Below are 19,822 nucleotides of genomic sequence, written 5' to 3'. Positions count from 1 at the left end.
ACGGAGTCGCGGCATCGATACTGTCATGGGGCCAAACCTAACCTGACGTCTTCACGGATGGGCCGGAGTGAGGTCCTTGCTCCAGAGCACGGTGCCGAACAGGTTCCGCAGCGAGACCGTGAACACGCCGGTCCGCGGGTCGATCCGCGTGTGCCCGAAGAACTGGTTGCCGGACGCCGGCGACTGGCTCGGGAAGTCGGCCGCCTTCGACCACACCACCTCGGGCCCGAACGTGCTGTCCAGCGCGTTCGGGCCGAAGGTGCCGGCGTTGATCGGCCCGGCCACGATCTCCCAGAACGGGTCGAAGTCGGTGAACGCTGCCCGCGACGGGTCGTAGTGGTGCGCCGCGGCGTAGTGCACGTCGGCGGTCAGCCAGATCGCGTTGCGGACCTTGCGCTTCTTGAACTGGCTGAGCACCCAGGCGATCTCGTGCTCACGACCGCCGGGCGCCCCCGGCAGACCGTTCGCGACCGCCTCGATCAGGTTGCCGTCCGGAACCAGCACGCCGAGCGGCATGTCGCTGGCGATCACCTTCCAGGTCGCCCGCGACGCCGCGACCTCACGCACCAGCCAGGCGGCCTGCTCGGCACCGAGCATCGCCACCGGCCCGACCGTCGACGGCACCGGGTTCGCGCCGCGGAACGTGCGCATGTCCAGGCAGAACACGTCGAGCAGCGGGCCATGGCTCACCTTGCGGTAGATCCGGTCCCGCCCGGTGACGTGCTCCATCGGCAGGTACTCGAGGAACGCCTTCTTCGCCCGCGCCGCGAGGACGTCGACCCGCTTCTCGGCGTACCGCTCGTCGGTGAGGATCTCCCCCGGGTACCAGTTGTTCAGCGTCTCGTGGTCGTCCCACTGCGCGACCAGCGGTACGTCGGCGTACAGCGAGCGCACGTTCTCGTCGAGCAGGTTGTACTTGTACCGGCCGCGGTACTCGGCCAGCGTCTCGGCGACCTTCGACACCTCCTCGGTCACCACGTTCTTCCACACGGTGCCGTCGGCAACTTGCAGCTCGGCCTGGATCGGGCCGTCGGCGTAGATGTTGTCGCCGGAGTGCAGGAAGAAGTCCGGCCGGGTCTCGTGCATCGACTTGTAGGCGATCATCCCGCCGAGCTCGGGGTTGATGCCGTACCCCTGGCCCGCGGTGTCGCCGGTGAACACGAAGGACACCGGCCGGTTGCGGCCCGGCGTACTGAACGAACCGTCCAGCGTCTCGCCGATCCGGCCATCGGAGTCCTCGAAGCCGAGGCGGTAGTCGTAGCGCTGGCCCGGGCGCAGGCCGCGCAGCGGCAGCCGAGCGGTGAAGTCGTCCGCGGCGTCCGTCTTCGGGCCGCGCAGGCAGATGGCCTTGTCGAAGCGGCCATGGCTGGTCAGCTGGACGACCAGTCGGCCGGGGCGGTCGGCGCGCGACCAGACGACAGCCGAGCTCGGCGTCACGTCGGCGCTCGCGATACCGGACGGCAGAGCGGCCCGATCACGACGGACAAGGTTCGGGGCCGCGACGGCGACACCAGGTACGGCGAGGGACGCGCCGGCGACCGTGGACGCGGCAAGGAGTTGGCGGCGACTCAGTTTCATGACCCGAAGGTGCGCCTCGCGGATGACAGTCAGGTGACAGCCGGGCGAACTGAGCCTCAAATCACCCCCGAGCCTCGGCCACCGCCTTGCGTGCGGCTACCTGGCGTGGTTCCGTTGAAGGCCTCAGCACCTCCTTGTGACGCTGCCCCAGACCTGGTAGCGCATCGGCCGATGCACTACTGGAATGGGGCGTTCCCATGTCGCAGCTTCTTGCCGAAGACCATGACCCCTTGCGGGCTCAGAACAAGTACACCCACCTCTACACCGACCTGCTCCGGACCGTCCGCGAACTCGGACTGCTCCGGCGGCGTCGTGGGTACTACTTCACCCGGATCGGCCTGGTGCTGGCTGCCTTCGCCGGTGTCTGGGTCGGCGTCGGACTGCTCGGCAACTCCTGGTTGCAGCTGCTGATGGCAGGTGCACTGGCGCTGGTACTCACGCAGGTCGCCTTCCTCAGCCACGACAGCGCGCACCGGCAGGTCTTCGACTCTGCCGCCTGGAACGACTGGACCGCCCGCCTGCTGGCCGGTGGTCTAGTCGGGATGAGCGCCGCGTGGTGGAAGTCGAAGCACAGCCGCCACCACGGCGCGCCGAACCAGCTGGGGAAGGACCCGGACATCGACATCGGGGTCGTCGCCTTCACCCCTGAGCACGTCGGCAGACGCAAGGGCTTCCAGGCCTGGCTGACCCGCCGCCAAGGCTGGCTCTTCTTCCCCTTGCTGACCCTGGAAGGCCTGAGCCTCTACGTCTCGAGCATCCAGCACCTGTTCCGGCGCGGAGCGAGCACGGTCGAGCGCATCGAGGCCGCGATCGTGGTCACCCGGCTCGCCGGGTATCTGACCGTGTTGTTCCTCGTGCTGCCGATCGGCAAGGCCGGAGCGTTCCTCGGGCTGCAGCTCGCCGTCTTCGGCGTCTGCCTCGGCGGTTCGTTCGCCCCGAACCACAAAGGCATGCCGCTCGTCCCCAAGACGATGAAGCTCGATTTCCTCCGCCGCCAGGTGCTGATGTCGCGCAACATCCGCGGCGGTCTGTTCACCGACTTCGCGATGGGCGGGCTGAACTACCAGATCGAGCACCACCTGTTCCCGAGCATGCCGCGGCCGACGCTGCGCAAGGTCCAGCCGATCGTCCGCGAGTACTGCGAACTGCACGGAGTGAAGTACACCGAGGTCGGCCTGTTCACGTCGTACAAGATCGTCGTCGGCTACCTGAACAACGTCGGTCTGCGCGCCCGGGACCCGTTCGACTGCCCGCTGGCCTCGCAGTACGGGCGGTAGGACTTTGCCGACCCGACCTCGTCGGGTCATGTGTCCGCACAGGTGACGTTGCGCGAGGTCACTAGGCTGACCGAGGTGAGTGCCCAGCAGCAATACGTCAGCCTCTACACCGATCTCCTGCAGACCGTTCGCGACCGCGGTCTGCTCAGGCGGCGGCAGGGCTACTACGTCACCCGGATGAGCATCGTCCTGGGTGCCCTGCTCGCGGTCGTCGCGTGCATGGTCCTGCTCGGCAACTCGTGGCACCAGCTCTGGCTCGCCGGTGCGCTGGCGCTCGTGCTGGTGCAGGTGGCGTTCCTCAGCCACGACAGCGCCCATCGGCAGATCTTCCACTCCAACGCCCGCAACGACTGGACCGCGCGGATCCTCGCCGGCTGCATCCTCGGGATGAGCGTCAGCTGGTGGCGCAGCAAGCACAACAAGCATCACGCCGCTCCCAACCAGGCGGACCGCGATCCCGACGTACAGCTCAAGGTGCTCGCCTTCACGCCCGACGCCGTCGTCGAACGCGGACCGGTGGGCCGCTGGTTCGCCGCACGTCAGGGTTGGCTGTTCTTTCCGCTCCTCACCCTCGAAGGCGTCGGCCTGCACGCGTCCAGCCTGACGCACCTCCTCCGCCGCGGCGCGAGCCGCGCGGACCGGATCGACGCTGCCGTCGTCGCGTCGCGCATCGCGGTGTACGTCGCTGCGCTCTACTTCCTGCTGCCGCCCGGAAAGGCCACCGCGTTCCTCGGTCTGCAGCTCGCCGTGTTCGGGGTCTTCCTCGGCGCCGCGTTCGCCCCGAACCACAAGGGCATGCCGATCGTGCCGGCCGGCATGAAACTCGACTTCCTCCGCCGCCAGGTCCTGACGTCGCGCAACATCCGCGGCGGCCTCCTCACCGACTTCGCGATGGGCGGGCTGAACTACCAGATCGAACACCATCTGTTCCCGAGCATGCCGCGACCGACGCTGCGGCGGGTGCGGCCGATCGTCCGCGAGTACTGCGAGCAGCACGGCATCGCGTACGCCGAGGTCGGCCTGTTCACGTCGTACCGGGTCGTCGTGGACTACCTGAACAACGTCGGCCTCCGCGCCCGCGACCCGTTCGACTGCCCCCTGGCCGCCGAACTGCGGTCAACGGGCGGGTCAGCAGGCGGACCGTCAGCGGGCAGGCGGGATCTCGCCTGAGCCGCGGATCGTCAGTTTCACCGGGACGCGGACGGTCCGGCCGGGGCGGTGTGGCTCCGGGAGGCGCTCGGTCATCAGCTGGATCGCCGTACGAGCCATCACGTCGGCCGACTGCGCGACCGCGGTCAGGCCGGGGCTGAGCAGGTCCCCGAGCGCCAGGTCGTCGAAGGACACCAGCGCTACCTGGTCGCGCCGGCCCGCGAGACCTCGCAGCACCTCCGCGGTGGTCATGTTGTTTGCCGACAGCAACGCCGTGGCCGGCTCGGAGCGGTCGAGGACGGCCGAGAGCGTGATGCCGATGCCCTCGGTGGTCGGCTCGGACAGGTGCACCAGGTCCTCGTCGACGACGATCCCGTGCCGGGCCATCGCCGCCCGGTAGGCCACCACCCGCTCGCGGGCGGTGAAGATCCGCTCGTCGTCACCGAGGTACGCGATCCGGCGGTGACCCTGCCGGACCAGGTGGTCGATCGCCTGGTCGATCCCGCCGGCGTTGTCCGCGAGGACGGCGTCCGCCTCGATCCCGTGCGCGGGACGGTCGATCGTGACGACCGCCATCCCGGCGTCGACGTGCGGCGCGAGGTACTCCTGGGTCTCCCCGATCGGCGCCATTATCAGCGCGTCCGGCCGCCGGGCCACGAACTCCAGGCAGACCTCCCGCTCGCGCTCCGGGTCCTCGTCGGTCAGGCCGATCATCACGACCGAACCGGACGAGCGGGCCCAGAGCTCGACCGCGCGCCCGAGTGAGGCGAAGAACGGATCGCCGATGTCGCGGATCACCACCGCGATCGTCCCGGTCTTGCCGCGGCGCAGCATCCGGGCGGACTCGTTCGGGGTGTAGTTGAGCTCCTTGATCGCGGCCTGGCCCTTGGCGGTCAGCTCCGGGCTGACGTTCGGTTCCTCGTTCACCACCCGGGACACGGTCTTCAACGCGACCCCGGCCCGGGCGGCGACCTCCTTCATCGTGGGCCGGCGCTGGCCCGTCCCGTTCACCCCGCTGACACTCATCGCCGGCCCACCCTTTCGTCGTCGCGCAGAGGTTACACCGGGTGACTAGCTTTCGACCACGACAGGAATGATCATGGGCCGACGGCGGTGGGTGTCGCTGACCCACTTGCCGACCACCCGGCGGATCACCTGCTGCAGCTGATACATGTCGTCCAGCCCGCTGCCGATCGCCTTCTCGATCTCCGCCTCGATCTTCGGCTTCAGGTCGTCGAACACGGTGTCGTCCTCGGCGAACCCGCGGGCCTGGATCTCCGGGCCGGCGGTCAGCTTGCCGGTCACCGAGTCCATGACCGCGATCACCGAGATGAAGCCCTCGTCGCCGAGGATCCGGCGGTCCTTCAGCGAGGTCTCGGTGATGTCACCGACGGTCGAGCCGTCGACGAACACGTACCCGCAGTCCACCTTGCCGGCGACCACGGCCTTGCGGTCGATCAGGTCGACCACCACGCCGTCCTCGACGACCACCACGTTCTCCCGCGGTACGCCGGTCTGGACCGCCAGGTCCGCGTTCGCGTGCAGGTGCCGGACCTCGCCGTGCACCGGCATCACGTTGCGCGGCTTCACGATGTTGTAGCAGTACAGCAGCTCGCCCGCGCTCGCGTGACCGGACACGTGCACCAGCGCGTTGCCCTTGTGGATCACGTTCGCACCGTGCCGGATCAGGCCGTTGATCACCCGGTACACCGAGTTCTCGTTGCCCGGGATCAGGGAAGACGCCAGTACGACGGTGTCACCCGGCTGCAGGTGTACGACGTTGTGGTCGTTGGCGGCGATCCGGGACAGCGCCGACATCGGCTCGCCCTGCGAACCGGTCGACACCAGCACCACCTGCTCCGGCGGGTAGTTGTCCAGGTCACGCATGTCGATCAGCGTGTCGCCGGGTACGTTCAGGAAGCCGAGGTCCCGGGCCACGCCCATGTTGCGGACCATCGAGCGGCCGACGTACGCGACCTTGCGGTGATGCTTCACCGCGGCGTCCATCACCTGCTGCACGCGGTGCACGTGCGAGGCGAAACAGGCGACGATGATGCGCTGGTTCTTCGCCTTGGTGAAGACCCGGTCCAGGACCGGCGCGATGTCGCGCTCGTGGGTGGTGAAGCCGGGCACCTCGGAGTTGGTGGAGTCGACCATGAACAGGTCGACGCCCTCCTCGCCGAGCCGCGCGAACGCTCGCAGGTCGGTGATCCGGTTGTCCAGCGGCAGCTGGTCCATCTTGAAGTCACCGGTGTGCAGCACCACGCCGGCCGGCGTCTTGATCGCGACCGCGAGCGCGTCCGGGATCGAGTGGTTGACCGCGACGAACTCGCAGACGAACGGCCCGATCTGGAGCTTCTCGCCCTCGACCACGGTCTGCTGCGGCACGTTGCGGTGCCGGTGCTCCTTCAGCTTGCCCTCGAGCAGCGCGAGCGTGAGCTGCGACCCGACGACCGGGATGTCGCCCCGCTCACGCAGCAGGTAGGGCAACCCGCCGATGTGGTCCTCGTGGCCGTGCGTCAGGACGACCGCGACGACGTCGTCCAGCCGGTCCCGGATCGGCTCGAAGTCCGGCAGGATCAGGTCCACGCCGGGCTGGTTCTCGTCGGGGAAGAGTACGCCGCAGTCCACGATCAGCAACTTGCCGTCGTACTCGAACACCGTCATGTTCCGGCCGACCTCGCCGAGGCCGCCGAGCGGGATGACCCGCAAAGCGCCCGGAGCGAGAGGTCCGGGCGCGGAGAGATCTGGATGGGGATGGCTCATGCAATCAGTCCTGCCGTCTTGAGGTCGGTGGTGAGCCAGTCCACTTGCTCGGCGGTCGCCTCAACCAGCGGCAACCGGAGGGTCGCATGCTCGATGACGCCGGCCAGCTTGAGCGCGGCCTTCACCATGATGGCGCCCTGGGTCCTGGTCATGATCGTCTCGACGGCGGGCACCAGCCGTCGATCAATTTCCTGTGCTCCTGCGAGGTCGCCGGCCACCACGGCGTCGATCAGCTGCCGGTACTCCCGGCTTGCCACGTGCGCCACGACACTCGCGATGCCGACCGCGCCGATCGCCAAGGAGGCGAGGTTCAGCTCGTCGGCACCGCAGTAGTAGAACAGATCGGTGTTCGCCAGCACCTTGGTGGTCCCGGCGATGTCGCCCTTGGCGTCCTTCACCGCGACGATCCGCGGGTGCTCGGCGAGCGTGATCAAGGTCTCGGACCTGATCTCCACGCCGGCCCGGCCGGGGATGTCGTACAGCATGTTCGGCAGGCCGGTGGCGTCGGCGACCGCGGTGAAGTGCGCGCGCAGCCCTTCCTGCGGAGGCTTGTTGTAGTACGGCGTGACGACCAGCAGCCCGTCCGCGCCGGCGGCCTCGGCCTGCTTGGCGCACTCGATCGTGTGCGCGGTGTCGTTGGTCCCGACACCGGCGACGAGCTTGGCGCGGTCACCGACGGCCTCACGGACCGCCTCGATGATCCGGACCTTCTCCTGGTCGGACGTGGTCGGCGCCTCGCCGGTGGTCCCGTTCAGCACCAGGGCGTCGTTACCGCCGTCGACGAGGTACGTCGCGACCTTCTGGGCTGCGTCCAGGTCGAGGGAGCCGTCAGGCCGGAACGGGGTGATCATCGCGGTCGTCAAACGGCCGAACGGCGGCGTTGACGAAGGCGTGGATGCTGGCGAGGACATGGGCCTCAGATTACCGCTCCCGAACCCTGAAGAAATGGGTAGGCCTGGTGGCTGTCCGCTCGGGGGTCCGGGCAGCCACCAGGCTCACTCGTCCTATCGGGCCCCGCTCGGTAGTCGTTACAGCTTCCACCAAAAAAATCCGGAAAAACTTCTGCAAATACTCTTGGTAGTCAGATCGATGCAGTGTGTGAATGATCCGATGCTTTAGTCTCATCGGCGTGTCGACACCATCTGCCACTCCTGCCGCGCCGGCGGCCCGCCAGAGCCTGATCATGGTGTGCGCGTCGATGGCCGGGGTGATCCCGGTCATGACGCTCGCCCTGTGGTTCGTCCTCGCCACCGACGGGATCGGCGACTTCCCGCAGAGCTGGCCGATGCTGGTGGTGCTCGCCGCCGCGGTCGGCGCGTACTCCATCTGCGAACTGGTCGGCTTCCGCGCTCCCCCACTGGAGTACTCGAACCGCCCCGCCGCCGAGGTCCAGGCAGACTCGTGGCGGCGTTTCACCACGTCGACCTTCACCCGGTTCGCGATCTGCGAGTCCGTGTTCCTGATCTCCGTCGCGCTGTCGTTCGTCGCCGAGAGCTTCTGGGTCGTGCTGCTCGGGGCGGTCATCGCTCTGCCACTGTTCTTCTGGGAGGCCTGGCCGGGCGAGCGCAACCAGCGGCGGTTCGCGGCGGCGCTCGAGTCCGGCGGCATTCCGTCGTACCTGACCGGCCGCCTTCAGGACTGACCGGCTTCAGGACTGACCGGCGAGCCAGATCGAGGTCGCGTCGAACAGTTGCTGCAGCGCTTGGAGACCACCGGGGAGAAGTAGTACGCCGCCGAGGGTGAGCACCGGCACGATCACCACGTGCTCGAACCACTTGCCGGTGCTGAAGCGGAGTGGCTTCGGAAGGCGGATCTCGTACCAGGTCTCGCCCCGGATGGGGAGCGGCCAGAGCCATGGGCAGCCGGAGCGGGTCAGGCTGTCCCCTAGGCAGTGAACGAACATGCCGACGGCCACCGCGGCGCCGATCCAGCCGCCGATCTGGCTGAGGCCGGCCTGCAGAGCATCGGCTGCGGCTGTGCCGGGTAGCGCGTCGCCGGTGCCGATAATCGACCAGCCGGCTGCGGCGAGGACGGCAAGGACGATCCAGTCCCCGAGCGCGTCGGCGGCCAGGACGAGGCCGGTCACCGCGACAGCCAGCACTGCCCATTTGCCGCGGTCGCCGAGGCTTGCGGCGAGCATCCCCAGGAGGATCGCGGCGACGAGCGTATGCGTCGCGTGCCGGTGTTTGCCGGTACTCTCCTCGTCGCGCGGGCCTTTCGTCACGTTGTAGAGGACGCCGGAGAACGCCCGTACCGCCGCCGACACCAGCCGGGTCACCGGACCGAGCAGGCGCGATGCGCTCGCCCCCGGATGGTCCAGGTCCGGCACCAGCGCGTACCCGGCGGTCGCCGCCGCGAACGGCACCACTTCCGCCACCGAGGTCATCCCGACCAGCGGCGCCACCGCCAACCCGGCACACCACCCCGACAAAGCATGCGACCGCCCCATCATCCCGCGCCTCACCCCTCCACTCACTCCCCCACATCCTCCCCCATCAGCCCCACCGCTCCCACCAGCCACGCAGACAACCTCCCGCCTCACTCCGCTCGGCGGGGCTGCAGGGAGGTCGACCCCACCCCACTCGGCGCTGGGAGGCAAGCCCACGCTCGACGCGCAGCGAGCCGGCCCACGCCCGACGCGGTGGTGGACGGCCCCACGCCGACGCGGCGCGCGGACCCACACCCCACCCGCCGGTGGGCGGCCCCACACCCCACCCGCGGTGGGCGGCCCCACGCCGACGCGGTGCGCGGACCCACACGCCACCCGGCGATGGACGGACCGCACTCCCACCCCGGTGGTGGGCGGGCTCATGGTCGGCGCGGTGGTGGGCGGGGCGCGCTCGATGGCTTTGCATAATCATTCAGAGTGGTGCATACTTTTCCTGTGTCCAAGGTGCTTACTTCTTTACCGGTCGGTGAGCGGGTCGGGATTGCCTTCTCGGGTGGTCTCGACACGTCGGTTGCGGTTGCGTGGATGCGGGACAAGGGTGCGATCCCGTGCACGTACACCGCTGATCTCGGGCAGTACGACGAGCCCGACATCGGGTCGGTCCCCGGCCGCGCGACGGCGTACGGGGCCGAGATCACCCGGCTCGTGGACTGCCGTGCGGCGCTCGTCGAGGAAGGGCTCGCGGCGCTGGCCTGCGGCGCGTTCCACATCCGGTCCGGCGGGCGGACGTACTTCAACACCACCCCGATCGGCCGGGCGGTGACCGGCACGATGCTGGTCAAGGCGATGCTCGACGACGACGTCCAGATCTGGGGCGACGGCTCGACCTTCAAGGGCAACGACATCGAGCGGTTCTACCGCTACGGCCTGCTCGCGAACCCGCAGCTGCGGATCTACAAGCCGTGGCTGGACGCGCAGTTCGTGCACGAGCTCGGCGGCCGGAAGGAAATGTCCGAGTGGCTGGTCGCGCACGGCCTGCCGTACCGCGACAGCACCGAGAAGGCCTACTCCACCGACGCGAACATCTGGGGCGCCACCCACGAGGCGAAGACCCTCGAGCACCTCGACACCGGGGTGGAGACGGTCGACCCGATCATGGGCGTCGCGCACTGGGACCCGACGGTCGAGATCCCCGCCGAGGACGTCACGATCGGCTTCGTGCAGGGCCGGCCGGTGACGATCAACGGCAAGGAGTTCGGTACGGCGGTCGACCTGGTCCTGGAGGCCAACGCGATCGGCGGCCGGCACGGGCTCGGCATGTCGGACCAGATCGAGAACCGCGTCATCGAGGCGAAGAGCCGGGGCATCTACGAGGCGCCCGGGATGGCGCTGCTGCACGCGGCGTACGAGCGGCTGGTGAACGCGATCCACAACGAGGACACGATCGCGAGCTACCACAACGAAGGCCGCAAGCTCGGGCGGCTGATGTACGAAGGCCGATGGCTCGACCCCCAGGCGCTGATGGTCCGGGAAGGACTGCAGCGGTGGGTCGGTACCGCGGTGACCGGCGAGGTCACGCTCCGGCTCCGGCGCGGCGAGGACTACTCGATCATCGACACCACCGGCCCCGCACTCAGCTACCACCCGGACAAGCTGTCGATGGAGCGGATCGAGGACTCGGCGTTCGGCCCGGTCGACCGGATCGGCCAGCTGACCATGCGGAACCTGGACATCGCGGACTCGCGCGCGAAGCTGGAGCAGTACGCCGGTCTCGGGATGTTCGGCTCGTCCAACCCCGCGCTCGCGTCGTCCACCGAACTGATCGGCGAACTCCCGACGGGCGGCGCCGAAGCCATCGCCTCCCGCGGCGAGGCCACCGAGGAGGACGAACTCCTCGACCGCGCCGCCATGGAGTCCGGCACCGACTGACCTCACCCCGCCCACCCGCATTTGGCTGGCCCACCAGGGATATCGGGGGTTCCTCACCCTCAACCAGGATGAGGAACCCCCGACCTGATGGGTCGGCCAGGCAAATGGGGCGAGGAGTCAGGCGTCGAAGGCCGGCGTGATGGCCGGTTGCCCGTCAGCCGCGCACGTGCGGTTGGTGGCGGGTGTCCTTGGCGCGGTCGGGCGGCTTCGCGGCTACGGCGTCGACTGTGCCGGACGTGTGCCGGGACCCCGCAGCGGGTGGCGTCACGCCCGCGCCGGCCTGGCGCTGGATCTCGGCTACCTGCAGGTAGCGCGCGCGGTTGATCGCGCCGCCCAGGACCATGCCGGCCTGGCCACCGGCCTCGTGTGCGACTTTCTCGTACTCTCCCCGGAGCAGGCGGTCCGCGCCCTTGCCGGCCAGCTCACCCAACCGCCCGTCGGCGGCCTGCACGGTCAGCCTCGCGTCGATCGTCCTTGCGGTGACCAGCGCAGCCTGCTGAGCGGCCGCGGACCGCTCCTCGGCCGGCAACGCGTCGAAGTGACGGCTCGCGTCCATGTTCGCCTCGACGGCCGTCTGCAGGCGATGTCCAGGAGCCGCGGCGGACATCCGCTCCGCGATCCCAGCCACCGGTCCTTCGCGTGGCGCGTACTCGCGAGCGATCGCGTCGAGAAACGCCGGCCGCATCGTGTTCTCGACCCTGGCGATGAAGTCACGCTCCTCGGTCGTGATCGGCTCTGGCGCGCGAATCAGATCGGTCATGCGCCGGAGTGAACCAGGTCGCGGGGTCAGGCGTCGAAGTCGAGGGTCACGGCGGGGCTCGTGGGGTGGGACTGGCAGGTGAGGACGTAGCCCGCGCGGAGCTCGTCGGGTTCCAGCGCCCAGTTCGTGTCCATGCGGACGCTGCCGTCGAGGACCTTGGCGCGGCACGTGCCGCACACGCCGCCCTTGCACGCGAACGGAGCATCGGACCGTACGGCGAGGGTCGCGTCCAGCACCGCCTTCGAGTGCTCCCCCAGCGCGAACGTCGACCGGCGGCCGTCCAGGATCACCGTCACCTGGGCCGCGTCCTCGTCGACGGCCGTCTCCTCGATCGGCGCCTTCGGAGCCTCGTCGCCGACATGGAAGAGCTCGGCGTGGACGTGTTCGCGCGCGACACCCTCGGACAGCAGGAGGTCCTGCGCGCCGACGACCATCGCGTACGGGCCGCAGAGGAACCACTCGTCGACGGAGTCCAGCGGGAGGATCGTCGCGAACATGCGCCGCAGACGGTCCGCGTCGATGCGGCCGCTGAAGAGCTCCACCTCGGTCGTCTCGCGCGACAACACGTGCACGAGGTGCAGCCGCTCGGCGTACCGGTCCTTCAGGTCGGCCAACTCGTCGACGAACATCACCGAACCCGTGGTCCGGTTGCCGTACAGCAAGGTCACCCGGCTGTCGGGTTCGATCGCGAGGACCGTCGCGACCAGCGAGAGTACGGGCGTGATTCCGCTGCCCGCGGCAACGAACGCGTAGTGCTTGGCGTTGGCGGCGTCGAACGTCGTACCGAAGCGGCCGAGCGGGGTCATCACCTCGAGTTCGTCGCCGACCTTCAGGTCCTTGGCGGCGTACGACGAGAACTCGCCGCCGGGGAGGCGCTTCACGCCGATCCGCAGCACGCCTGATCCCGCGGCCGAGCAGATCGAGTAGCTGCGGCGTACCTCTTCTCCGGTACGGCGGATCGTGAGGTGCTGGCCGGCGACGAACTCGTACTCGTCCGCAAGCTCCGGCGGCACGGCGAAGGTGATCGCGACCGCGTCGTCGGTGACGGGCTCGATCGCGGCGACCTTCAGCGAGTGGAACGTTGCGCGCCGGCGAGGGGCGATAGTCGTCATCTAGATCGCCTTGAAGTGATCGAAGGGTTCGCGGCAGGAGTTGCAGCGCCAGAGCGACTTGCAGGAGGTCGAGCCGAAGCGGCTGAGCTCGGTCGTGTCAGGTGAACCGCACAACGGGCAACGCACGGTCAGCGCCAGCGTCACCGGTCCGCCAGCAGCACGGCGACCGGTCGGCGGGGCGATGCCGTACTCGGTCAGCTTGGCCTTCCCCGCGGCGCTCATCCAGTCGGTCGTCCACGCCGGCGACAGCACGGTCTCGACCCGCCCGTCGACCTGCAGCGCCTGAAGGGTCAGCTCGACCTCGTGGCGGATCAGGTCCATGGCGGGACAGCCGGAGTACGTCGGGGTGATCGTGACGACGACCTCGTCGCCCTCGTGCCGCACACCGCGCAGCACGCCGAGGTCTGCGATCGTGAGCACCGGCACCTCGGGATCTACAACCTCACCTACTGCTTCGAGGATCGCGGCGTCGGTCACCATGTCGCACCCGGATGCGAACGCGCCACGTGCTGCAGCTCGGCCAGCAGATAGCCCATGTGCTCGGTATGACGACCCGAACGACCGCCGGAGTGCTGGTACGACGACGTGGGCCGATCACACGTCGACTCGTCGATGACCGCAGTCACGCGCCGGGTCCACTCCTCCGCCAGCGTGGACGGATCGACAGCGACCGACAGCCGCCGTACGACGTCGTCCGATGCGAACATCTCAGCGGTGTAGGGCCACAGCGCGTCCAGCGCAGCCTGCATCCGCCGGTGGCTCTCCTCGGTCCCGTCGCCCAGGCGCAGCACCCACTGCGTCGCATGGTCGACGTGGTACGCGACCTCCTTGACCGCCTTCCCCGCCACACCGGCCAGCGTCTCGTCAGCACATGACCGCAACTCGTCGTACAGCAGATGCTGGTACGTCGCGAAGTACAGCAACCGTGCCATCGCGAACGCGAAGTCGCCGTTCGGCAGCTCGCACAACTGCAGGTTCCGGAACTCGCGCTCGTCCCGGAAGTACGCGAGCTCGTCCTCGGTGCGACCGTCCAGCGAGCCGGCGTACTGCAGCAGCGAACGCGCCTGCCCCAACTGGTCGAGCGCGATGTTGCCGAGTGCAACGTCCTCCTCGAGCTGCGGAGCGGCCGCGATCCACTCGCCGGTGCGCTGCGCCGCGATCAGCGCGTCGTCGCCGAGGCGAAGCGTGTATTCGAGCAGGTCGTTCACAGGTGCTCGACACCTTCCGGCACCTCGTAGAACGTCGGATGCCGGTACACCTTGTCGCCGGCCGGGTCGAAGAACTCGTCCTTCTCGTCCGGCGAGGACGCGGTGATGTCCGACGCCCGCACCACCCAGATCGACACGCCTTCCTGGCGGCGGGTGTACACGTCCCGCGCGTTCCGCAACGCCATCGTCGCGTCCGGCGCATGCAAGCTGCCCACATGCGTGTGCGACAACCCACGACGCGACCGCACGAACACCTCGTAGAGCGGCTCGACGCTGTGCTTGATGATGAACTCGCTCCGCTCGTTCATGCAGCCTTCACCGCCTTCTTGGCCGCATAAGCAGCGGCAGCCTCGCGGACCCAGGCGCCGTCCTCGTGCGCCTTCACGCGATGCGACAGCCGCTGCTGGTTGCACGGACCGTTGCCCTTCACCACGTCGTACAGCTCGGTGTAGTCGGGCTCGGTGAACCGGTAGTGCCCGTCCTCGTACACCAGTCCGTCATCAGGGACACGGAGCCCGAGTACGTCGGCCTGCGGCACGGTCATGTCCACGAACCGCTGCCGCAGCTCGTCGTTGCTGTGCCGCTTGATCCCCCACGCCATCGACTGCTCCGAATGCGTCGACGCCGCGTCCGGCGGGCCGAACATCATCAGCGACGGCCACCACCAGCGGTTCAAGGCGTCCTGCGCCATCGCCTTCTGCGCCTCGGTGCCCTTCGACAACGTGTACAGGATCTCGAACCCCTGCCGCTGATGGAACGACTCCTCCTTGCAGACCCGCACCATCGCCCGCGCGTACGGCCCGTAGGAGCAGCGGCAGAGCGGGACCTGGTTGACGATCGCCGCGCCGTCGACCAGCCAGCCGATCGCACCGATGTCGGCCCAGGTCAGGGTCGGGTAGTTGAAGATGCTGGAGTACTTCTGCTTCCCGCTGTGCAGCAGGTCGAGCAGGTCCGCGCGATCCACGCCGAGGGTCTCCGCGGCGGCGTACAGGTAGAGACCGTGGCCGGCCTCGTCCTGCACCTTCGCCATCAGGATCGCCTTGCGGCGCAGCGACGGCGCGCGACTGATCCAGTTGCCCTCCGGCTGCATGCCGATGATCTCGGAGTGCGCGTGCTGCGCGATCTGCCGGATCAGGGTCTTGCGGTACCCGTCCGGCATCGCGTCCCGCGGCTCGATCCGGCCGTCGGCGTCGATGGTCGCCTGGAAGTCCATATCGACAGCATATGTGACACTTTTTCTCAGAATCAACAACAAGTGTCACAAAGGTGGTGCTGGACCCACCCGGGGGGTGGGTTTGACGCACTGGGGAGGTCCGGCCGGGGTCGCGAGGATTGAGTCAACAGCGCAACCCTTGCACAATTTTCGGAGGATCCCGTGACCACAACCACCCTCCCGGCCGTCGATCATCGCGGACCGGTCACCGGCCGGGAGCGCGCGCTCGCGCCCGACCTGATCCGCGGCGCGATGCTGCTCCTGATCGGCCTGGCCAACAGCGCCAACTTCGCGTTCGCGGGCCAGCCCGGCGTGGAGAGCGCGCCGCACGGCTTCGAGCGCATCCTGAACTTCCTCAAACTCACCTTCGTCGACGCCCGGGCGTACCCGGTGTTCGCGGTGATGTTCGGCTACGGCCTCGTGCAGCTGGCCCGGCGGCAGCGGTCCTCGGGCGCCACCACCGGCGCCGTCCGGCGGATCCTGCTCAAGCGCAACGCCTGGCTGATCGGCTTCGGCGTCGTCCACGCCACACTGCTGTACTTCGGCGACTTCCTCGGCGCTTACGGCATCGTCGGCATCATCTGCACGCTGTTCCTGCTCAACCGCGGCGACAAGTTCCACCGGATCGTCCTCGCGCTCTGGGTGTTCATGGCCGTCGAGGTCCTGTTCGTCGGGGCCAAGGCCGCGCTCGCGATCGTCAACAGCTCCGGCCCCGCGCACGCGCTGACGAACTCCCCGAACCCGTCGCTGGCCGCCTCGTCCTACCTGGGCAGCCTGGTCGACCGGCTGCACGAGTACCCGCTGCACGCCGCCAGCGTCCTCCCGTTCATCATCATTGTCTGGCTCGGCATCTGGGCCGCCCGCAAGCAGATCCTGGAGAACCCGGGCGCCCACAAGACCCTGCTCACCCGGGTGGCCGTCGGCGGTCTCGGCCTCACCGTCCTGGGCGGCCTGCCGCTCGCACTGGTCGGAGCCGGCTGGATGCACGTCGACGAGAGTGCGGTGGACGCGCTGAGCCTGCTGTCCCACGTGTCCGGCATGTTCGGCGGACCTGGGTACGTCGCTCTGTTCGGCCTGATCGTCCTGCGAATCCGTAAGCTGTCGCTGCCGGTCCGTGCGATCTCCGCACTCGGCCAGCGGTCGCTGTCCGGATACCTGTTCCAGTCGGTCTCGTGGATGATCCTGCTGGCCCCGTTCACGCTGGACCTGCGGTTCGGGAGCACGGCGTACACCGCGGCGCTGGTCGCGATCGGTGTCTGGGTCCTCTCGGTCGCCGGTGCTTACGCGATGAGCCGGCGTTCCTACCGCGGCCCGGCCGAGACCCTGCTGCGCAAGCTCGTGTACTGACTTGCGAGGATTGCGGTCATGAGCGAGCGCAGCGAGCGAACAAAAAGCAGAGCTGACCTGTCACTCATGCTGGAGTCGAGCGCAGCGAGGCGGAAGCATGAGTGACTTCGGCGTACCGGAACCGGCCAACCTCTCGGATCTGTCCGGTGACACTCCGGTAGCTGAAACGAGCGTGCGGCTCGCACTGCCCGCGGAGGCAGGAGAGATCGGCGAGATCCAGGTCGCGGCCTGGCGTACGGCGTACGCCGGGCTGCTGCCGGCCGATGTCCTCGCCGATCTCAACCCCGCGCAGTTCGCGGCCCAGTGGCGGGCCGCGCTGCTCGCTCCGGGCGAGGCGCGAAACCGGGTCATGGTCGCGCTGGCCGGTCGCACGCTGGTCGGCTTCGCGGCCATCACGCCGTCCGACGACCCGGACGCCGACCCGCAGCATGACGCGTTGATCGCCGAGCTGGCGGTCAACCCGGAGGCGACCCGCGCCGGCCACGGTTCCCGGCTCCTGAACGCCGTCGTCGACACGGTCCGCGCCGACGGCTTCCGCCGGGTCACCGTCTGGGTCAACTCCACCGACGACGTACTCCGCGCCTTCTACACCGAAGCCGGCTGGGCCCCCGACGGCGCCCACCGCGAACTCGACCTCTACGGCGACGAGTCTGTCCGCATCAAACAGATCCGCCTCCACACCGACCCCAGCGAGGCCTGAACCACCCCAATACGCCGACCACACCGCCGTACCGCCGTACCGCGCCATTCCGTCACCGCGCGCTACATGACGCACTAGCGCCCCAAACTGGTTTGGGGAGCCTCACCACCCCGAAACAGGCAGCAGCACTCCCCAATCCCGGCGCAGCACCTCCCCAAACCGGTTTGGGGAGCCTCACCACCCCGAAACAGGCAGCAGCACTCCCCAATCCCGGCGCAGCACCTCCCCAAACCGGTTTGGGGGGTGACGGGTGGTAGCACATCGGTGATCGGCGACGGGCCGGGGGTGGTGCTCGACGGGCGGTGGTGGGCATGACAGATTGTCACGGACCGATCACGCTTGGCCATCCGCTGGAGTCTGCATGAAGTACCTCACCCTGGCCGTCGGCCTGGGCCTGTCCGCTGCAGCCGTTCTCGTCGTTCCCGGTTCCGGTGCGACCGCCTCGACGCAAGAGGCGACCGTTGTCGACAAGCCACATCAGGTGGCAGCCAAGTACCTTGAGCAGAAGCCGCGCTGGTTGGAGTGCGGCGACGCCGAACTCCGCACGTACTGCGCGAAGATCACCGTCCCGCGCGACTGGGCCAATCAGTACGCCGGGAACGACCTGCAGATCGCGGTCAGCAAGGTGGCGCCAGCCAAAGGCAAAGCGAGCCGGGTCGTCTTCGGCAACCCCGGCGGACCCGGCGGCGCCGGCCTCGGAATGGCGCCGTACCTCGCGAGCCAGGGACCGCTCGCCAAGGATCACCTCGCGGTCGGCTTCGACCCGCGCGGCACCGGCGGCAGCTCGAACGTGAGCTGCGACGGCGCCCCCGGCTTCACGATGGACGCGCGCGACCGCGCTCCCGCGACCCGCGACCTGATCGCCGAGGCCTCGGAGATGGCACAGACGTACTGCGACCAGCAGTCCCGCGGTCTGCTCCCCTACATCACCACCGCGCAGACGGTGCAGGACATGGACCTGATCCGGCGGCTGCTCGGCTTCGACAAGATCGACTACGTCGGGTACTCCGGCGGCACCTGGCTCGGGGCGTACTACCAGACCTACTTCCCCGAGCACGTCGGACGCTTCGTGCTGGACTCGAACACCGACTTCACCAAGGGCTGGCTGGACACGTTCATCAGCCAGCCGCAGGCGTTCGAGCGCCGGTTCCGCGAGGACTTCGCGCCCTGGGCGGCCAAGTACGACGACCAACTGCACCTCGGCTCGTCACCGGGTGCGATCATCCGCCTGTACGAACGGTTACGACGGACCCTCAAGGAGCAGCCCGCGACCGAGGAGTTCCTGGACGGCGCGGTCAATGTCAGGTACGACGAGAACACCCTGGACCTGATGGTGACCGGGGATATGTACTCGAAGCTCGACTTCCATTCCCTCGCGGCCGATCTGCTATTTCTCCATGACCTTTCCGCGGCGCAGGCAAAGGGCGGTCCGCGGGCCGCGCAACGCAAGGTCGACGGGCTCTCGAAGGCCCGCCAGCAGCAACTCGTCGAGCGCGCCGGACGGTCCCCCGTCGGCCTCCGGATGCTCGGTGAGGACGACGCCGAGGACGCGACATTCACCGCGATCACCTGCAACGACACGGCCTGGCCGCAAGGCCGCGAGTACGGCGAACAGCTCGCCGCCCGCCTCGGTCCGCACTTCCCGCTGGTCGGCTGGACGATGTCGGAGAACCCCTGCTTCTACTGGGACCGCCCGAACCTCACCATGCCGACACCGACCGGCAAAGGCTTGCCCACAACGCTGATGGTGCAGTCCGTGCACGATCCGGCGACCAGCTACAGCCTCGCCGCGGCGGCCCACAGCCGGTACGCCGGTTCGCGACTGCTGACCGTCACGCGCGAAGGCGACCACGGCATCTACGGCGGTGTGAACCGCTGCGCCGACCGGATCGTGAACACGTTCCTCACCACCGGGATCGCGCCGGCCAAGGACGTCAGCTGCGTCGGCGAAGGCATCCCCGCACCAGTGGCCGAGGAGCCCGGTCTCGACGAAGGCGCCGGTGCTCCTTTACGAAAGGTCGCCGGATTCACAAAAGCTGTTTCCGGCTATCTGCCGTGACGAGCGTTTGACAGCGGACTGCATTTCCCCTACGGACCGGCAGGTGGCGGTCACGGTCGGCGAAATCCGGCCGGGGATTTCGTTGTCAGGACAAATTTGTCAGGGCGATGTCAGGGTTCCGTCCCTGTGCGACACAGTGTGATCACGTCAGTCTTGAGGTAGCGCGGAGGAACCGATCGTCGACTGGGAGGGCCCGACGACCGGCGACCATCGCGGACGTGGCTTCGGCCGGCTGTGAGGTGGGGGGACTGCCTGGGGGGTCAGACAGAGGACACAGCCGGCCGGGCCACGAATCTGGATCCGCGCCCTCAGATCCCTCGCGGGGCATCGTCGAT

The 19,822-nt window shown here is 68.5% G+C and carries 18 protein-coding genes; 7 read left to right on the top strand and 11 right to left on the bottom strand.

Features of this window, described 5'->3' with window-relative positions; genetic code table 11:
* Window positions 1-51 precede the first annotated feature (51 nt).
* Window positions 52-1,578, bottom strand: a complete 1,527-nt coding sequence (locus tag EV651_RS17720) for an alkaline phosphatase (RefSeq protein WP_133786298.1) — start codon at window positions 1,576-1,578, stop codon at window positions 52-54.
* Between the two features lie 197 nt (window positions 1,579-1,775).
* Between EV651_RS17720 and EV651_RS17715 the strand changes: the two genes are divergently transcribed.
* Together EV651_RS17715 and EV651_RS17710 are read left to right on the top strand one after the other, a co-directional pair.
* Window positions 1,776-2,855: an acyl-CoA desaturase gene (locus EV651_RS17715; RefSeq protein WP_133786297.1), complete on the top strand. Its 1,080-nt coding sequence runs from the start codon at window positions 1,776-1,778 to the stop codon at window positions 2,853-2,855.
* A 75-nt stretch (window positions 2,856-2,930) separates the two neighbouring features.
* A complete protein-coding gene (locus EV651_RS17710; RefSeq protein WP_238156992.1) occupies window positions 2,931-4,025 on the top strand; it encodes an acyl-CoA desaturase in 1,095 nt (364 codons plus the stop codon).
* On the opposite strand, the gene EV651_RS17705 is transcribed toward EV651_RS17710, so the two are convergent.
* The 3 genes from EV651_RS17705 to dapA are packed head-to-tail and all read right to left on the bottom strand — an operon-like array spanning window position 3,999 to window position 7,681.
* Entirely contained in the window at window positions 3,999-5,030 is a 1,032-nt protein-coding gene (locus EV651_RS17705) for a LacI family DNA-binding transcriptional regulator (protein WP_133786295.1), read from the bottom strand. The genes EV651_RS17710 and EV651_RS17705 overlap by 27 nt on opposite strands.
* 45 nt (window positions 5,031-5,075) lie before the next feature.
* Window positions 5,076-6,770, bottom strand: coding sequence for a ribonuclease J (locus EV651_RS17700; RefSeq protein ID WP_133786294.1), 1,695 nt, complete (start codon window positions 6,768-6,770; stop codon window positions 5,076-5,078).
* Window positions 6,767-7,681, bottom strand: a complete 915-nt coding sequence (dapA, locus tag EV651_RS17695; protein ID WP_133786293.1) for a 4-hydroxy-tetrahydrodipicolinate synthase — start codon at window positions 7,679-7,681, stop codon at window positions 6,767-6,769. Before dapA ends, EV651_RS17700 begins: the two co-directional genes overlap by 4 nt.
* 218 nt (window positions 7,682-7,899) lie before the next feature.
* Here dapA and EV651_RS17690 point away from each other — a divergent pair, with 218 nt between their 5' ends.
* Entirely contained in the window at window positions 7,900-8,412 is a 513-nt protein-coding gene (locus tag EV651_RS17690; RefSeq protein ID WP_133786292.1) for a hypothetical protein, read from the top strand.
* A 6-nt stretch (window positions 8,413-8,418) separates the two neighbouring features.
* Here EV651_RS17690 and EV651_RS17685 read toward each other — a convergent pair whose 3' ends face one another.
* Window positions 8,419-9,219, bottom strand: a complete 801-nt coding sequence (locus tag EV651_RS17685) for a metal-dependent hydrolase (protein ID WP_133786438.1) — start codon at window positions 9,217-9,219, stop codon at window positions 8,419-8,421.
* 435 nt (window positions 9,220-9,654) lie between these two features.
* Between EV651_RS17685 and argG the strand changes: the two genes are divergently transcribed.
* Complete coding sequence (gene argG, locus EV651_RS17680) at window positions 9,655-11,088, top strand: argininosuccinate synthase (protein WP_133786291.1); 1,434 nt, start codon at window positions 9,655-9,657, stop codon at window positions 11,086-11,088.
* Window positions 11,089-11,242: 154 nt separating this feature from the next.
* Here argG and EV651_RS17675 read toward each other — a convergent pair whose 3' ends face one another.
* Genes EV651_RS17675 through paaA form a run of 6 tightly spaced genes read right to left on the bottom strand, consistent with a single transcriptional unit; the run spans window position 11,243 to window position 15,381 of the window.
* Window positions 11,243-11,848 carry a hypothetical protein gene (locus EV651_RS17675; RefSeq protein ID WP_133786290.1) on the bottom strand — a complete coding sequence of 202 codons (606 nt, stop codon included), beginning with the start codon at window positions 11,846-11,848 and terminating at the stop codon, window positions 11,243-11,245.
* Window positions 11,849-11,874: 26 nt separating this feature from the next.
* A complete protein-coding gene (gene paaE / locus EV651_RS17670; RefSeq protein WP_133786289.1) occupies window positions 11,875-12,960 on the bottom strand; it encodes a 1,2-phenylacetyl-CoA epoxidase subunit PaaE in 1,086 nt (361 codons plus the stop codon).
* Complete coding sequence (gene paaD, locus EV651_RS17665; protein WP_133786288.1) at window positions 12,961-13,440, bottom strand: 1,2-phenylacetyl-CoA epoxidase subunit PaaD; 480 nt, start codon at window positions 13,438-13,440, stop codon at window positions 12,961-12,963.
* Complete coding sequence (gene paaC, locus EV651_RS17660) at window positions 13,434-14,168, bottom strand: 1,2-phenylacetyl-CoA epoxidase subunit PaaC (RefSeq protein WP_133786287.1); 735 nt, start codon at window positions 14,166-14,168, stop codon at window positions 13,434-13,436. The genes paaD and paaC overlap by 7 nt, the downstream gene beginning before the upstream one ends.
* Window positions 14,165-14,476: a 1,2-phenylacetyl-CoA epoxidase subunit PaaB gene (gene paaB, locus EV651_RS17655; protein ID WP_133786286.1), complete on the bottom strand. Its 312-nt coding sequence runs from the start codon at window positions 14,474-14,476 to the stop codon at window positions 14,165-14,167. Before paaB ends, paaC begins: the two co-directional genes overlap by 4 nt.
* Window positions 14,473-15,381: a 1,2-phenylacetyl-CoA epoxidase subunit PaaA gene (gene paaA / locus EV651_RS17650; protein ID WP_133786285.1), complete on the bottom strand. Its 909-nt coding sequence runs from the start codon at window positions 15,379-15,381 to the stop codon at window positions 14,473-14,475. The genes paaB and paaA overlap by 4 nt, the downstream gene beginning before the upstream one ends.
* A 162-nt stretch (window positions 15,382-15,543) precedes the next feature.
* Between paaA and EV651_RS17645 the strand changes: the two genes are divergently transcribed.
* From EV651_RS17645 to EV651_RS17635, 3 genes are all read left to right on the top strand, one after another.
* Window positions 15,544-16,728, top strand: coding sequence for a DUF418 domain-containing protein (locus EV651_RS17645; protein WP_238156990.1), 1,185 nt, complete (start codon window positions 15,544-15,546; stop codon window positions 16,726-16,728).
* A 97-nt stretch (window positions 16,729-16,825) separates the two neighbouring features.
* Window positions 16,826-17,428 (top strand): GNAT family N-acetyltransferase, encoded by a 603-nt coding sequence (locus tag EV651_RS17640; protein ID WP_133786284.1) that lies wholly within the window; start codon window positions 16,826-16,828, stop codon window positions 17,426-17,428.
* A 361-nt stretch (window positions 17,429-17,789) separates the two neighbouring features.
* Window positions 17,790-19,487: an alpha/beta hydrolase gene (locus tag EV651_RS17635; protein ID WP_133786283.1), complete on the top strand. Its 1,698-nt coding sequence runs from the start codon at window positions 17,790-17,792 to the stop codon at window positions 19,485-19,487.
* Window positions 19,488-19,822 lie beyond the last annotated feature (335 nt).

This window comes from Kribbella sp. VKM Ac-2571 (assembly GCF_004362255.1).
GTDB classification, from domain to species: domain Bacteria; phylum Actinomycetota; class Actinomycetes; order Propionibacteriales; family Kribbellaceae; genus Kribbella; species Kribbella pratensis.
Note: the sequence above shows the minus strand (reverse complement) of the source record. Positions and strands in the feature narration are given on the sequence as shown.

Excerpts from the sequence above, each read along its gene's own strand:
- paaA (WP_133786285.1), bottom strand. The coding sequence starts at position 15,381 with ATGGACTTCCAGGCGACCATCGACGCCGACGGCCGGATCGAGCCGCGG.
- dapA (WP_133786293.1), bottom strand. The coding sequence starts at position 7,681 with ATGTCCTCGCCAGCATCCACGCCTTCGTCAACGCCGCCGTTCGGCCGT.
- EV651_RS17635 (WP_133786283.1), top strand. The coding sequence starts at position 17,790 with ATGAAGTACCTCACCCTGGCCGTCGGCCTGGGCCTGTCCGCTGCAGCC.
- EV651_RS17705 (WP_133786295.1), bottom strand. The coding sequence starts at position 5,030 with ATGAGTGTCAGCGGGGTGAACGGGACGGGCCAGCGCCGGCCCACGATG.
- paaD (WP_133786288.1), bottom strand. The coding sequence starts at position 13,440 with ATGGTGACCGACGCCGCGATCCTCGAAGCAGTAGGTGAGGTTGTAGAT.
- paaE (WP_133786289.1), bottom strand. The coding sequence starts at position 12,960 with ATGACGACTATCGCCCCTCGCCGGCGCGCAACGTTCCACTCGCTGAAG.
- paaB (WP_133786286.1), bottom strand. The coding sequence starts at position 14,476 with ATGAACGAGCGGAGCGAGTTCATCATCAAGCACAGCGTCGAGCCGCTC.
- EV651_RS17675 (WP_133786290.1), bottom strand. The coding sequence starts at position 11,848 with ATGACCGATCTGATTCGCGCGCCAGAGCCGATCACGACCGAGGAGCGT.
- EV651_RS17685 (WP_133786438.1), bottom strand. The coding sequence starts at position 9,219 with ATGGGGCGGTCGCATGCTTTGTCGGGGTGGTGTGCCGGGTTGGCGGTG.
- EV651_RS17715 (WP_133786297.1), top strand. The coding sequence starts at position 1,776 with ATGTCGCAGCTTCTTGCCGAAGACCATGACCCCTTGCGGGCTCAGAAC.
- EV651_RS17720 (WP_133786298.1), bottom strand. The coding sequence starts at position 1,578 with ATGAAACTGAGTCGCCGCCAACTCCTTGCCGCGTCCACGGTCGCCGGC.
- EV651_RS17640 (WP_133786284.1), top strand. The coding sequence starts at position 16,826 with ATGAGTGACTTCGGCGTACCGGAACCGGCCAACCTCTCGGATCTGTCC.
- EV651_RS17700 (WP_133786294.1), bottom strand. The coding sequence starts at position 6,770 with ATGAGCCATCCCCATCCAGATCTCTCCGCGCCCGGACCTCTCGCTCCG.